This window comes from Burkholderia sp. AU33545, from assembly GCF_020419685.1.
Classification (GTDB): Bacteria; Pseudomonadota; Gammaproteobacteria; order Burkholderiales; family Burkholderiaceae; genus Burkholderia; species Burkholderia diffusa.
Genome location: NZ_JAIZRQ010000007.1, coordinates 307275 through 320822 on the forward strand (window position 1 = coordinate 307275; position 13548 = coordinate 320822).

At 67.0% G+C, this 13548-nt stretch carries 10 protein-coding genes and 3 pseudogenes; 9 read left to right on the forward strand and 4 right to left on the reverse strand.

Annotated elements, in window-relative coordinates:
* Window positions 1-17 precede the first annotated feature (17 nt).
* From LGM71_RS24220 to LGM71_RS24235, 4 genes are all read right to left on the reverse strand, one after another.
* Window positions 18-3800 (reverse strand): N-acetylmuramoyl-L-alanine amidase, encoded by a 3783-nt coding sequence (locus LGM71_RS24220; protein WP_226116838.1) that lies wholly within the window; start codon window positions 3798-3800, stop codon window positions 18-20.
* A gap of 9 nt (window positions 3801-3809) precedes the next feature.
* The gene (locus tag LGM71_RS24225; RefSeq protein WP_124627392.1) at window positions 3810-4208 is read right to left on the reverse strand and encodes a DUF3467 domain-containing protein; all 399 of its coding nucleotides are present in this window, start codon (window positions 4206-4208) and stop codon (window positions 3810-3812) included.
* Between the two features lie 161 nt (window positions 4209-4369).
* Complete coding sequence (locus LGM71_RS24230; protein WP_226116840.1) at window positions 4370-5332, reverse strand: sigma-54 interaction domain-containing protein; 963 nt, start codon at window positions 5330-5332, stop codon at window positions 4370-4372.
* 503 nt (window positions 5333-5835) lie between these two features.
* A complete protein-coding gene (locus LGM71_RS24235; protein WP_226117079.1) occupies window positions 5836-6006 on the reverse strand; it encodes a hypothetical protein in 171 nt (56 codons plus the stop codon).
* Here LGM71_RS24235 and LGM71_RS24240 point away from each other — a divergent pair.
* The 9 genes and pseudogenes from LGM71_RS24240 to LGM71_RS24280 form a co-directional block, all read left to right on the forward strand.
* Window positions 5930-6331, forward strand: a pseudogene (locus LGM71_RS24240) (acyl-CoA dehydrogenase); the annotation flags it as partial. The gene LGM71_RS24235 and the pseudogene LGM71_RS24240 overlap by 77 nt on opposite strands.
* 46 nt (window positions 6332-6377) lie before the next feature.
* A pseudogene (locus LGM71_RS24245) lies at window positions 6378-6680 on the forward strand (acyl-CoA dehydrogenase family protein); the annotation flags it as partial.
* Window positions 6681-6770: 90 nt separating this feature from the next.
* Window positions 6771-7455: pseudogene (locus tag LGM71_RS24250) on the forward strand (CoA transferase); the annotation flags it as partial.
* A gap of 446 nt (window positions 7456-7901) precedes the next feature.
* On the forward strand, window positions 7902-8411 hold the full coding sequence (locus tag LGM71_RS24255) for a DUF1269 domain-containing protein (protein WP_124627389.1): 510 nt from the start codon (window positions 7902-7904) through the stop codon (window positions 8409-8411).
* Window positions 8412-8467: 56 nt separating this feature from the next.
* Window positions 8468-8980, forward strand: a complete 513-nt coding sequence (locus LGM71_RS24260; protein WP_044846926.1) for a hypothetical protein — start codon at window positions 8468-8470, stop codon at window positions 8978-8980.
* Between the two features lie 316 nt (window positions 8981-9296).
* Window positions 9297-10451: a c-type cytochrome gene (locus tag LGM71_RS24265; protein WP_124901852.1), complete on the forward strand. Its 1155-nt coding sequence runs from the start codon at window positions 9297-9299 to the stop codon at window positions 10449-10451.
* A gap of 13 nt (window positions 10452-10464) precedes the next feature.
* The gene (gene ctaD / locus LGM71_RS24270) at window positions 10465-12225 is read left to right on the forward strand and encodes a cytochrome c oxidase subunit I (protein ID WP_226116842.1); all 1761 of its coding nucleotides are present in this window, start codon (window positions 10465-10467) and stop codon (window positions 12223-12225) included.
* Entirely contained in the window at window positions 12222-12836 is a 615-nt protein-coding gene (locus LGM71_RS24275) for a cytochrome c oxidase subunit 3 (protein WP_226116844.1), read from the forward strand. Before ctaD ends, LGM71_RS24275 begins: the two co-directional genes overlap by 4 nt.
* The gene (locus LGM71_RS24280; RefSeq protein ID WP_124627380.1) at window positions 12833-13540 is read left to right on the forward strand and encodes a heme-copper oxidase subunit III family protein; all 708 of its coding nucleotides are present in this window, start codon (window positions 12833-12835) and stop codon (window positions 13538-13540) included. Before LGM71_RS24275 ends, LGM71_RS24280 begins: the two co-directional genes overlap by 4 nt.
* Window positions 13541-13548: the final 8 nt, after the last annotated feature.

Sequence of the window (13548 nt, forward strand, 5' to 3'; positions counted from 1 at the left end):
CGCGTGTCCCTCGAGGGTCAGGCAGGTTGCGGTTCGCGCGGCGCGGGCTGCGTGCCGCTTGCCGGAAGCGGCGGCGCGCCGTCGGCGCCGTGCACGGTCTGGTAGCGGCCGTCGCCGTTCAGCGCCACCTCCGTCACCCCGACCTGATCCTCCTCGCCGGCATGCCGGAACGTGGTGGTGATGCGCAGCTTGACACTCGCCCGCTCGGGGGTTCCCGTACCGCGGCCGATATCGGCGCGCACGAACGCGGTCCAGCCGTCGAGCATCTGCCCCTGGTCCGCGGCAATCGTCACGTCGCCGACCGCTCCGTCCTGCCACGCCCAGTCGATCGACACCGGCGCCGACGTGCGGCCGCTCGGCCCGTCGATGTACGGCCAGTCGTCGAGCGTGATGCGCTGGCCCTGCACGCGCGGCTGCCCCGCGCCACCCGCCAGCGCATTGGCGGGCTGGACCAGCCCCGCCAGCTGCGCGAGATCGTAGCTGCGCCCGTCGCGGCTCTCGGTACGCCGGGTCAGGGTCACGCCGAAGCCGAATTCGCCGCCCGCGGCCGGCGGCTCGATGCCGAGCGCGTAGCCTGCGCCCGCCGCGCTGCCGCGATTGATCGTGTGGCCGAACGTGCCGCCCGAATGCATGAGCTGGATTACGCCGATGCCGGCCGCCGCCTCGTATTCGGACACGAAATCCTCGTAGGTCATGATGTAGCGGCTGCCGGTCGCATGGGTCGGCGGCAGGGTCCGCGCGCCGGGATGGCCCGGCGTGCCGACCACGCGGTCCAGCGGATCGGTGATCCGCACGAAATACGCGTCGCCGCTGCGATACATGCCCGTCACCACCACCGCATGGAAGAAGTTGACCGGCGCACGCACGACTTCGGCGACCCAGATCGGCCCGTTCGCCTCCAGCAGCCGCCGAAAGCCTTCGGGCGCGAAGCACGCGTTGGGCTCGACCGTGAGGGTCGACGCACCGGCGAACCCCGCGACCTCGGCCGGCGCCAGGCCGTCCCGCATCTGGCGCTCGAGGCTGATGCAGCGCGCCAGCAGCGCCGGATCGACGCTTTGGTTGTCGCGCCAGCCGAGCACCATCGATGCGGCCGTCGCCCAGCACCCCATGTCGGTGGGCTGCGGGGTCATCTGCACGTCGTCCCAGTTGACCGTCCAGTCGTCGGCCCCCAGCGCGCGCGCGGCGCCCGGCGCGACCGCCAGCGCCTGACTCACGCCGAAGAAGCCGCGGCTCGGGATCGGCGCCTTCAGGTGGCCGACGTATGCGAGCGTTCCAGGAGCCATCGTGCCGGTCGACAGGCTGGCGAGATCGCCCGGCGGCACCCAGTGAGGCGGCACGGTGACGATCGGCCTGCCTGCGTCCTGGAAGGACTGGGCGACCAATTGCGAGCAGAAGAAGTTGTCGGTGTCGGCGCCGTCTCCGAGTTCGATGCGGCCGACGAAGCGGCGGCAGCGCTCCGCCGCGTCGCCCGACAGCAGGTCGCACGCGCGGCGGTCGATCAGATAGCTCCCGCAGCGGACCAGCCCGACGTAGTTGAAACCGCGATCGAGGTAGCGCGCGGCGGCATCGGCGACCTGCCGCTGCTGCGTATCGGTCAGGCCCGGCACCCGAAACGCGACCGCGAGGCGCGCATCGGCCAGCGCATCCGCGAGCGGGCGCAGCTGGACCCCGCCGGGAATCGCCTCGATCACCTGCCCGCCCTGGCCGACGTAGAGCATCGCGTGGCTGACCTCGGCGCCGGAGCCGGCACGAATGACGCCGGAGCCGGGATTGCCGGTGGTGCTGAGAATGATGTCGCCGATCTCCAGTGCATCGGTGCCGATCGACAGGCCGCCGACGCCGGGATCGAGCGGAATGTCGTCGCCGAGGCCGCGGGCGGCGAGCCACAGAGCCTGGCCGGCCGCTTGCGGCTGGCAGGTGCGGCTGTTGACCAGCCGCATGAAGTAGTCCCAGTCCCAGTTGCCGTCGGGGCAGGCGGTATGGCCGGTCGAGGTGTCGGCCTCGCGATGGCCCATGATCGTCGTGCGATTGATCGGCAGTTGATACTTGTCGCATAGCGACGCGACCAGCGCGGCCGAGGTTTCGTACTGGATCTGGGTCGGCGCCAGCGCGTCGAAATGCTGGACGGTGCCGTTGCGACGCGGGTAGTCGGCGCCGCCGCGCTTCACCGCAATGTGTTCGATGCCGATGCTGCGCTGGTTCGAGCCCTTGCAGTGCCACGCCGTGTCGGCCTCGGAGACGAACTGGACGACTTCGCCCTCCTGCCCGACCAGATAATGCGAACTCACCTTGGACGCGGCATTAGTGAAGGTATTCACCACCCGCTGGACGGTGGGTACGTCGGCGATGTGGATGATGATGCGGTCGATCGTCTTGCTGCCGCGCCCCTCGTCGAAATTCGGGCTGGCCGCGGTGCGCGTGACGAGGCTGTTCTCGCGCGCGCCCAGCGCGAGCGCGCTGGCCGTCGCGGGCGGCTCGGCGGCCGCATCGTCGTCGCTGTACGGCGGCGCATCGATGCCGTAGGCCTCCGGGTCGTCGCTCAGGGCGTGCGACCACGCGAGCGACGACGAGGTGGCAATCGTGCCCGCCGCGGCGCGCGAAACACCGACGAAGATACTCACCGGGCTGCCGACGCTGACGCCGGCCGACAGCGTGACGCCGACGAATTCGCCGCGGGCGTTGAACAGCGCCGAAATGCCGCCAGCCGCGCTTTCGCCGACCATCACGCCGGCGGTCGTGCCGGTGCCCGAGAAATCGTCGATATGACCGCGCAGCAGGCTGATCTGGCCGGTGAGGCTCGCCGACACGATGTAGCCAAAGTCGAGCTCGCCCGACACGAACACGCCGATGTCGTCGCCATTGGCGTCGAAGATGACGCCGACCGCGCCCTCGGCCCCGGATTCCATCCCGGCGCCCGCGCCCGCGCCGATCGACACCGACAGGCCGTTGCGCATCGCGACCGGCAACAGCAGCATCAGCGACGCGGTGGCCGGATTCGCGCTCAGGATCGCGCGCAGCGCGGCCCGCTCGACGGTCGATAGCTTGCGCGGCCGCGGCCAGGTGAAACTGCGTCGCTCGCCAGCGATGCGGAATTCGACATCGTCGCTCATCCCCTGCGAGACGGGCGCCGGCGCGGCGGCGGACGCCGGGTGCGCGGCCGGCACCGGTGCCGTTGCGGGGGGCTTCGCCGCGACAGGCGTTGCGGCATTCAGCGGCGGAAGCGGACCGAAGCCGTCGTCGTAGTGAACATCATGATGCGGCGCAACGGGTTCGACGGCCGGCTGCGGCGCGGCGGAGACGGCTCCCGGCGCGGCAGGCGCCGGTACGGCGGTCGCGCCCGGCCGGCTGCCGTCGCCCGCCCAGTTCAACATCGGACTCCTGACGGCGGCGCCACCGCGCGTCGGAAACACGCGGACCCTGCGCAACCCGCGATCGCTGAGCCCCGACAGCGACACGTAAGGGCTGTCGGCATTCGGCAACACGTCGATCGTCCACGCGTCGGCATCGGGCGACGCGGCGGTGGCGAGACCGAACCACAGGCGGTTAGCGCCCACGAAGCGAGCCAGCACCGCCGGCGGCACCATGAACACCGCTTCGCCGCGCGGGATCGCCAGCAGGCCGTCCTCGCGGCTGGTGTAGAACGTCGACGAGGTGCGCCCGTCCTTGCGCGTGAACAGCGCGGGATCGGTGGCGATCACCAGTTCCGCGACGCACGGCGCGTGGCCGACGCGAATCGTGAAGCCCAGCATCGGGAAACGGTCGGTCAGGACCATGCGGTTGGGATGGAGTTGCGCTGCCATGTCGTGTCCTCAGCTCTGGTTTTGATCGGGCTCGTCGCGACGGCCGCCGAGCATCGGCTTGCTGCGCGCATCGATCGCGCGCCGCTCGAATTCCTGCGGGGGAAGAATCGCCAGATCCGTTTCCGGTTCGCCGATGTCGGGGATTGCGTGGTGGGCCGCCTCGAACTGGGCGATCGCGCTCGCCAGCAGTTGCGCGAGCAGCTTGGCGTGCACCGGGCTGACCGCGACGCGGCTCATCAACTGGACGTTGCCGGTCTGCGGCTCGACCTGTCCGGCATCGATCAGGAACTCGAACGCGTTGTGCCCGACCTCGAAATAGTTTGCATAGCTGGCGAGCAGCGGCCGTGGCGGGCCGGCCGGCTGCGCCGGTTCCGGCGGGGCGTCCTGGAGTGGCTCGATGACGTGCACGACGGCCTCCTTGCATGGCGACGGGCGGTCTGTCCGTGTTGCTTCGCAAGGAGCGGGCCAACGCGTGTGCGCTGACGCAAGCGCATGATTTGCCGTGAAATTTCCCGACCGGAGCGGGATTCGCGAAAGCTGCGGGGCTGTACCATGTGACAGCCCGGCTGTCACACCGAGGCAGTGTTGCCGGCGTCCAGGTTGTACTTGGCCAGCTTGCGGTACAGCGTCATGCGCGACCAGTTCATCTGGCGCGCCGCTTCCATCTTGTTCCAGTTGGTCTGGCGCAGTACCGAGACCAGTCGCTCGCGCTCGTGCTCACCGGCCGAAAAGTCCTGCAGGAAGAGGCGGCGGAATGCCGGCGGCAGGTCGCCCAGCCCGAACGGACGCCCTTCCGGCGCATCGACGAACAACGCCTCGACCAGGTTGCGCAGCTCACGCACGTTGCCCGGCCACCGGTAGTGCCGCATGCACTCGAGCAGCGCCGGATCGGGCCGCCCCACCCGCATCGCGCGCCGCTCGTTATGTTCGGCGACGAAGTGATCGACGATCGACGCGATGTCCTCCGGCCGCTCCCGCAGCGGCGGTATCTCGATGCGCGCGACGTTCAACCGATAGAACAGGTCGGCGCGGAAACGGCGTTCCGCGACCAGGTCCTCCAGACTTTCGTTGCTGGCGGCCACGATCCGGACATCGACCGGGCGCCGGCGCAGCGAGCCAACCGGCGTCACCGTGCGGTCCTCGAGCAGGCGCAGCAGCTTGGCCTGAACGGCGGGCGGCATCTCGCTGATTTCGTCGAGGAACAGCGTGCCGCCGTCGGCCTCGACGAAGCGGCCGGGAAACGCGTTCTGGGCGCTGGTGAAGGCGCCGCGCTCGTGACCGAACATCTCGGACTCGAACAGGCTGTCGGGCACCGCGGCGCAGTTCACCGCGATGAACGGCTTGTCGGTCCGGGTGCTGAGGCGGTGGACGGCGGTGGCGACACGCTCCTTGCCAGTGCCGGTTTCACCGGTCACGAGCACCGTCGTATCGGTCTGCGCGACCTTCGCCAGATAGCGGCGCAGGTCGGCGATCGCCGGGCTCGAGCCGTGCAGCCCGAGTGACGTCGCGTGAATGCCTGCGGTCGTGCTCATGCGCGCGCCGTTCGGCTAGCAAACCGTTGACGGATGACGCGCAACCCCGAATTTCATCGCCACTTCCCCCGCTGGATGTTGAGGAACAAGGCAAGCATCCTCTATGGCGATTGTCGGCACGCGTTTAATTAGTACTGTGATGCGTGTTGAATGGATGAGCCGCGTGTCTCGGCGCCGGCCGATAATCAGTGTAGTTTCAATATCGAGCTTCGTACAACCTGCCGACGGGCGATGTCTGCGCGCGACCGGCCGGCCGCCGGTGCGAGGGCGAGCCGATCGACGCGGGCATGCTCGGGCGCAATGGCGAATGTGTCATTTCATGCATGTTCATCGTTCCGTCCGCAATCAGCATGACGAACGAAAGACCGATCGCGGCATTGGTGAATGCGTATCGTTCACGCGGCAGGACATCGCACGCCGCATCCGCGGCAGCCGAACGCGGCGACTGGCCGTCCGCGCACTGGCTCGCGGACTGAGCCCGCGCGTCCCGCGCATCCCGCCCGTCACGACGGCGCGGATTCGCCCTCGCGCAACGTGATGCCCGTCCACGCGCCACTCGCGACCAGTTCGCCGATCAGCTCGACGATCGTTTGCCGCGGCACGCTCGGCTTCGTCACTGTCGAGCACTTGATCGAATCCGCGGGCGAAATCGCGATCCGCGAGGAACACGACATCGTCTATCGCGGCCCGGCCGCGCCTCAGCCGAAGGCCGCACCCGACGATGCGCAATGGCAGCGCGACATCACGCCGGATGAAGTCATGCTGTTCCACTATTACGCGCTGACCTTCAACGGGCATCGCATTCACTACGACCGCACCTACGTGCGCGACGTCGAAGGCTATCCGGACCTCGCCGTGCACGGCCCACTGATCGCGACGCTGCTGCTCGAACTCGTGACGCGCGCGCTGTCCGGCGCGACGATCGTCGAATACGCCTATCGCGCGGCACGGCCGACTTTCCTCGGCAACACCTTCAGCGTGTGCGGCCGCCTCGCCGACCACGTCCTCGAGCGCGATCCTCGCCTGACATTACGGGATCCGAAACATGAATCATGCCGACGCGTCCCAGGACATTCGCGAAGCCGCTCGCGACATGTGTGGCGAGTTTCCCGCCGAATATTTCCGCAAGATCGACGCGGAACGCGGCTATCCCGAAGCGTTCGTCGGCACGCTGACGAAAGCTGGCTGGCTCGCCGCACTGATTCCGCAGGAATACGGCGGCTCGGGCCTCGGCCTGACCGAGGCATCAGCGATCATGGAGGAAATCAACCGCGCGGGCGGCAATTCCGGCGCGTGTCACGGCCAGGTGTACAACATGGGCACGCTGCTGCGCCATGCTTCGGTTGAGGCCGCGAGCCTGATGCGCTTCGAGGCCGAGCGCCGGTTCGACGCGCGTGAGCCATGCGGCGCGCAGGCGAACATGGCGAAGCTGCTCGCCGCCGCCATCGCGGCGGGCATGTATGCGTTCACGAACATCCTCGCCGCGCTCATCGAACGCAGCCGCACCGGACGCGGCCGGCACATCGATGTATCGATGCTCGAAAGCATGGTCGAGTGGATGAGCTATCCGCCCTACTACGCGGTCGACGGATAGCCACCGCCGCGGCAAGCCGGCGCATCGCACGCGACGATCTTTCCGTACGGTCCGTTCACGGCCGGCGACGGGAAGACCGTGCTGCTCGGGCTGCAGAACGAGCGCGAATGGAAGCGCTTTTGCGAGACCGTGATCCGCATGCCCGAGTTGGCGGCCGACGAGCGCTTCGGGTCGAACAGCCGCCGCGCCCCGAATCGTGACGAACTCGCGGCCGTCATCGTCCGCGCGTTCTCGACGCTGACGGCCGCCGACGTGATCGACGGCTCGAGCAAGCCGGCATCGCGAACGCGCGAATGAACGACATGCACGGCGTCTGGACGCACGAACAGCTCGCCGCGCACATTGCTGGACCCGCGTTGATACGCCTGCTGGCGAGATCCCTGCCCTGTTGCCGCCCGGTTTCGCACCGAGCGATGAGCCACGCATGGATCCGGTGCCGGCGCTCGGCCAGCATACCGATGCCGTGCCGCGCGAACTCGGCTATGCCGATGAAAAGACTCACACGTTGCACGTCACCGGTGCGGTCTGACCGGGCCTTTCCGCGCTGAGCGAAACGCGCCCTTCATCGTCATATCGAAGCGCGCGACGCTCGGCGTCCCGTGCGTCGCGATCGGGCTGCCGCGTGTCGAAACGCGGCAGCAGGCGCTTGAGGAAGTCGCGCCGGGGGCGCGCGACGCGGATGGCGCGGCGGTGAACCCTGGCGTCACGCGGGCCTGGTTACCGGCGTACCGGCCGCGACGGACATTCAATGTTCGCGGTCAGGCGGCAGCAGCGAGCCGACGCGCGAAGGGTTCGAGAAAATGGGTTCAGTGTGGATTTCCGCTGATGTGTTGTTCGCTCCATCTACAGCGCACTCGCACGATGACCGACTGCACTGAAGCGTGATCGCGTGTAACCACGTACGCGCGCACAGGTACCACGCTGCCGATGGTGACATAAAATAGAACGTACTCCAGACTGAAAAAGGGGGCCGACATGAGGCGCCTCTATTTCCTCGTACCCGACACGCGGATGGCCAAGGCGGTCGTGGATGACTTGCTCCGCGCGCGCATTATCTGGCGCCATATCCACGTCCTCGCCGATCACAGTGTCACGCTTGATGAGTTACCCGAAGCGTCTTTGCTGCAGAGCAGCGATGTCGTGCATGCGCTCGAGCGTGGTGTCGCACTCGGCGGCGCGACGGGCGCGCTCATCGGTCTCGTCGCGCTCGTATACCCCCCTGCAGAGCTCGTGATCGCGGGCGGCGCCGTCGTCGCATTGACGATGGTGGGAGCGGGCTTCGGCGCGTGGACGGCCGGGATGATCGGCATCGCCGAGCCGAACGCGCGACTCGAGCGGTTTCGTGAAGCGATCAAGGAAGGCCAGATCCTGATCATGGCCGACGTGCCGGCATTGCGAGAGCAGGAAATCGAGCAGATGATCGCGCGACATTTTCCGAATGCGGATCTGGAAGGCGGCGAACCCACGTCACCGGTTTTCCCCTGACACCCGAAAACCGGCCTGCCTGAGTGCTGAGGTTGATCCTTCAGCAAGGAGGTTCTATGGAACTGCACATTCAATCACACCATTGGCAACGGCGCATGCCGGACTGGCTCGCCGCTGCCGTAGCCGGTCTTGCGGGTGGCGCCCTGGTGATCGTGCTCGAATTCTTCTGGTCGACCATGGTGCTCGATGAAAGCCCGTGGCAACCGACCCACAAGATCGCGGCAATGGTGATGGGCCGCGGTGCGCTCGAACAGATGTCGGTGTTCAGCTTCAGCATCGTGGGAATGGCGCTGCTGCTGCACTATGTGCTCGGCGCCATCATGGGGATGATCCTCGCCGCGATCATGGCCCCGTTCCGCTTCGATTCGAGCGTCGGCATGGAGGCCGTCATCGGCCTGGCTTTCGGGATCGTCGCGTACGTATGGAACTTCTACGTGATGACCGCCGTGTTCCCGTGGTTCATCTCGGAGCGGGGATCCGGACCCTTGTTGGCCAACCTGCTGTTCGGTGTGGTGACCGCCGTTGTCTACGGCATGCTCGAACGGCGCAAACAGAACGCGATGCACTGACACGCCGGTTCGTCGCGCCGCGCGAGACGGCCGCCTCGACAATCCATGCAGAAGGCGGCCGTTTTGCTCGTCGTCGCGGCGGGCGGCATCGTCTGTCGTGCGATGCATCCGGGTATGGGAGCGTGCTTCCCCCCTTGCGCTGCCTTGCACGATGCAAAGGCGCGGACTACCTTTTCTTTAGAGCCGCCGACGACGCTTGGCGAATCGGTCTGGGTGGACTGCCGGCAAAATGTAATACGAAATCCGGCAAGGCGGCACGACGGTGCCAGGAGCGCGGGTTGGCGGCTCCGGCGAGTGAGGCGCGGCGAGGCGGCCCATGGCGCTTGCGATTGCCCTGATCGTGATCATCGCATTGGCGGTGGGGTTTCACTTTGCCAGTCCCTGGTGGATCACGCCGATCGCGTCGAACTGGGTGCGCATGGACGACATGCTGACGATCACGCTCGTCATCACCGGCGCATTCTTCATCGCGATCAACCTGTTCATCGCGATCGCACTGATCCGCTACCGCCACCGCGGCGGGCATCGCGCGGCCTACGAGCCGCACAACCGGCGGCTGGAATGGTGGCTGATCGGCCTGACCGCCGTCGGCGTGGCGGCGTTGCTGGCACCCGGTCTCTTCGTCTACGCGGACTACATCCGGCCGCCACGCAACGTCCTGCAGATGGAAGTGCTCGGCCGGCAATGGCAATGGCGCTTCCGCTTCGCCGGCACCGGCGGCAAGCTGGGCACGACGGACGCGCGCTACGTCAGCAACGACAACCCGTTCGGCCTGAACCCCGCCGACCCCAACGGCCGCGACAACTACCTGATCGAGACGCCCGAGGTCCACCTCCCGCTGAACCGGCCGATCCAGGTTCTGACACGGTCGCTCGACGTACTGCACGACTTCTATGTGCCGCCGTTCCGTGCGCGCATGAACATGGTGCCCGGCATGGTGACGACCTTCTGGTTCACACCGACCAAGGCGGGACGTTACGACATCCTGTGCGCGCAGCTGTGCGGCATCGGGCACTCGAACATGCGCGGCGTGGTGGTGGTGGAAGACGAAGCATCGTTCTCGCGATGGCTGGCGCAGCAGACCACCTTCGCGCAGCGGCAGCAGGCCGGCGTGCAGGCCGCTGCCGCCACAGCAGGCGGCAGCGCCCAGGCGCTCGCCGACCAGGGCAAGGCGCTCGCGGCAGCCAAGGGCTGTTTCGCGTGCCATACCGTGGACGGCAGTCCGCGCGTGGGCCCGACCTGGAAGGGCCTGTACGGCAAGACCGAAACGATGGCCGACGGCAGCACCGCGAAGGTGGACGAAGCCTATCTGCGCGCGTTCATCCGCAACCCGACGGCCCGCGTCGTGAAGGGGTACGCACCGATCATGCCGCATTTCGACCTGAGCGAGCAGGAGCTGACCGCGCTCGTGACCTACATCGAATCGCAAGGCGGCCCGGCCGCCAGCACCGCGGCCAACCGCCAGCCCTAGCGGAGCAGACGCAATGCCCTACGCGCACATCGATCACGTCCCGAAAAGCTTCTGGACCCGCTATGTCTGGAGCCAGGACCACAAGGTCATCGCCGTGCAGTATTCGCTGACGGCCATCGCCATCGGTCTGGTCGGCCTCGTCCTGTCGGACCTGATGCGGTTGCAGCTCGGCTTTCCCGGCAAGTTCAGCTTCATCGACGCCAACCACTACTACCAGTTCGTCACCATGCACGGGATGATCATGGTGATCTACCTGCTGACCGCGCTGTTCCTGGGCGGCTTCGGCAACTACCTGATCCCGCTGATGCTGGGCGCGCGCGACATGGTGTTCCCGTTTCTCAACATGCTGAGCTACTGGGTCTACCTGCTGGCCGTGCTGGTGCTGGTGGCGAGCTTCTTCGTGCCGGGCGGGCCGACCGGCGCGGGCTGGACGCTCTATCCGCCCCAGGCCATCCTGCCCGGCACGCCGGGCGTCGAATGGGGCATCGTGCTGATGCTCGTATCGCTCGCGATCTTCATCGTCGCGGCAACCATGGGCGGCCTGAATTACGTGACCACCACGCTGCAGGCCCGCACCCGCGGCATGACGCTCATGCGCATGCCGCTCACGGTGTGGGGCATCTTCATTGCAACCATCATGGCGCTGCTCGCGTTTCCTGCGCTGTTCGTGTCGGCGGTGATGATGCTGCTCGATCGAACGCTCGGCACCAGTTTCTTCATACCGGCCGTGGTGTCGATGGGGCAATCGCTCAAGCATGCCGGCGGCAGCCCGCTGCTGTTCCAGCACCTGTTCTGGTTCTTCGGGCATCCGGAGGTCTACATCGTCGCGCTGCCGGCCTTCGGCATCGCGTCGGACCTCATCAGCACCCATGCGCGCAAGAGCATCTTCGGCTACCGGATGATGGTATGGGCCATCGTCATCATCGGCGCACTGAGCTTCGTGGTCTGGGCGCACCACATGTTCATCGCCGGCATGGATCCGTACTTCGGCTTCTTCTTCGCCACCACCACGCTCATCATCGCCATCCCGACCGCCCTCAAGGTCTACAACTGGGTGCTGACGCTGTGGCGTGGCGATATCCACCTGACCGTGCCGATGCTGTTTGCCATCGGCTTCATCAGCACCTTCGTGCTGGGCGGGCTGACCGGGCTCTATCTCGGCAACGTGAGCGTGGACATTCCGCTGTCGAACACGTACTTCGTGGTGGCGCACTTCCATATGGTGATGGCCGTGTCGCCGATCCTGGTGGTGTTCGGCGGTATCTACCACTGGTATCCGAAGGTGACGGGCCGCATGCTCGACGACACGCTCGGGCGCGCGCACTTCTGGGCCACCTTCGTCGGCACCTACGCGATCTACTTCCCGATGCACTATCTCGGCATCCTCGGCATGCCTCGGCGGTATTACGCGTACGAGGGTTACAGCTTCATTCCGCACTCGGCTCAGACGCTCAACACCTTCATCACCGTCGTCGCGCTGATCGTGGCGGTGGCGCAGTTGCTGTTCCTGTACAACCTGGCGTGGAGCCTCGTGCGCGGCAAGCGTGCCGACGGCAACCCCTGGCGGGCCACCACGCTGGAATGGCAAACGCCGCAAACGCCGCCGACGCACGGCAACTGGGGCGCCGCGCAACCCGTCGTCTACCGTTGGGCGTACGAATACAGCCCGCCGGGACAAACGGAAGACTTCGTCCCGCAAAACCAGCCGCCCGCGACGGCACCGGAACCGGAACCGGCCCCCCCGACGCTTCAACCCGGCGAGGCACGCAAATGACCACGCTGCCGCGCACCTTCGTTCCCGACACGTCGCCGCCCGTCGTGCCGAATGCGAGCCGCATCGGCCTGATCGTGTTCATGGCCGTGGCAACGGCATTGTTTTCACTGCTGCTGCTCGCTTACGGCATGCGCATGCGCGAGCCCGACTGGCAGCCGATCCCGCATCCCGCGCTGCTGTGGTGGAACACCGGCGCGCTCGCGCTGGCAAGCGTGGCCATGCAGCGTGCCAGGCAGTTGAACGTGCACCGCGTGGCGTGGCTGGTGTGCGGCGGCGTGCTGGCCGCCGTGTTCGTGATCGGGCAACTGACCGCGTGGCGCATGATGTCGGCGGCCGGGCAGACCCTCATCGCCAATCCTTCCAACAGCTTCCTCTACCTGCTCACCGGCCTGCACGGATTGCACGTGCTCGGCGGGCTGGCGGCCTGGGCCGTGACGATCGCGCAACGCCGGCATATGGACCCGTTCCGGGCTCAACGCGCCATTTCCCTGTGCGCCCTCTACTGGCATTTCCTGCTGGCCGTCTGGCTCGTGCTGCTGGCGGCGATGTGGTGGCTCACCCCCGCGATTGTCGCCGCCATCTGCGGGCCGCTATACGGAGCCGCGCCATGACCTCGCCCACGCTGCCGCCCGAATCCGCTGCCCCACCACCCGCCGACGCCGGCCCTGACGGCTGGCGCGGCATCGTCACGGATTGGTCGGCCGACCGCGAAGCCTTCAAGGTGCCGTGGGGCAAGGCGATGATGTGGATCTTCCTGCTGTCGGACACCTTCGTCTTCAGCAGCTTCCTGATCGGCTACATGACGGTGCGCATGTCGACCACGGCGCCGTGGCCCGACACGTCCAAGGTGTTCGGGCTCACCGTGGCGGGCGTCGACGTGCCGTTGCTGCTGATCGCCATCATGACGTTCACGCTGATCACCAGCAGCGGCACCATGGCGATGGCAGTCAATTTCGGCTACCGGCGCAATGCGAGGCGCGCCGCCGCACTGTTGCTCGCGACCGCGCTGCTCGGCGTGACCTTCGTGTCGATGCAGGCCTTCGAATGGACCAAGCTGATCGTCCATGAAGGTATTCGCCCGTGGGGCAACCCGCTGGGCGCCACGCAGTTCGGCGCCTGCTTCTTCATGATCACCGGATTCCACGGCTTTCACGTGACCTGCGGGGTGGTCTACCTGCTGCTGATCGCGCGCAAGATCCTGCAGCCGGGGTTCACCGAGCACGGCAACTTCCAGATCGTCGAGATCGCCGGCCTGTACTGGCACTTCGTCGACCTGGTGTGGGTGTTCATCTTCGCGCTGTTCTATTTGTGGTGAGGCAGATC